Genomic DNA, 1,102 nt, shown 5'->3' with positions numbered 1-1,102 from the left:
CGCCGACGCCGGCCACGAGCTGCGCACCCCGCTGGCGACCCTCCGCGCCGAGCTCGAGCTGGCCGGGCGACCGGGGCGCGACCGCGCCGAGCTCGTCGACGCGGTGACCTCGGCGGCTGCCGAGACCGACCGGCTCATCCGGCTCGCCGAGGACCTCCTGACACTGGCCCGCGCCGACGGGTCCGACGGATTCCTCCGGGTGCGGCCGGTCGACCTCGCCGAGGTGACCGCATCCGCCGCCCGCGCCGCGTCGGCGGTGGGCGACCTCCGCGACGTCGACGTCGTCGTCGATGCTCCGCCGCACCTCGAGGGCGACGTCGACCCCGACCGGCTGCGGCAGGCGCTCGACAACCTGCTCGCGAACGCGGTCCGCCACAGTCCGGAGCACGCGGTGGTGACCCTCACCGTCTCCCGTCAGGACGATCGTGTCGTCTTCTCGGTGGCCGACGACGGCCCGGGCTTTCCCGCGGACTTCCTCCCGCACGCGTTCGAACGGTTCCGCCGGGCCGACACCGCCCGCGCCCGCAGCGAGGGCGGCAGCGGTCTCGGCCTGGCGATCGTGTCCACGATCGCCCGGGGCCACGACGGCGTGGCCCGAGCGGCCAACCGGCCGGAGGGCGGGGCGATCGTGGAGATCGAGCTGCCGGTCCCGGCCGGGTCCGCGGAGCGCGAGGGCGGTGCCCCCGCGCCGCCGTCCGCCGCCGCCACCGCGCGCGGCCCTCACCCGGGCTGAGCACCCCGGTCGGCCGCCGGCGCTCAGAGGGAGTGCGCGTCCTCCGCCACGGTGGTCGGCCCGACGACACGACCCGGACGGGAGCCGTGGAGGTGGGCGACAGCGGCGTGGTGGATGATCTCGGCGGGGTCCGGGCGGGGCGGACCGCTGCGCCGGCCCGACTCGTCGGAGCAGGCGAGGTGCTCGAGCGTCGCGGGCGCGGTCTCGACGATCGTCGCGCGCCCGGGACGGGCGTGGGCCGCCCGCACGAGCTGGTCGGTCATCGAGGCGTGCGGTGCGAGGACCAGGTCGACGTCGGGGTGCCACCAGAGCGGGTGCACCGCGGGCCCGGTGAGATAGCTGATCGCCTGCGCCCGGAGCGCGCCGCTC

1 protein-coding gene and 1 pseudogene are annotated in these 1,102 nt (G+C 77.5%); one reads left to right on the top strand and one right to left on the bottom strand.

Annotated elements, in window-relative coordinates; genetic code table 11:
• Positions 1-733 (top strand): sensor histidine kinase (locus tag AC0CYZ_RS16220; RefSeq protein WP_472217129.1); only part of this gene is annotated, 733 nt, incomplete at its 5' end.
• Between the two features lie 23 nt (positions 734-756).
• On the opposite strand, the pseudogene AC0CYZ_RS16215 reads toward AC0CYZ_RS16220, so the two are convergent.
• Positions 757-1,102: pseudogene (locus tag AC0CYZ_RS16215) on the bottom strand (hypothetical protein); the annotation flags it as partial.

It is taken from the genome of Actinomycetospora sp. (genome assembly GCF_055612215.1).
Note: the sequence above shows the minus strand (reverse complement) of the source record. Positions and strands in the feature narration are given on the sequence as shown.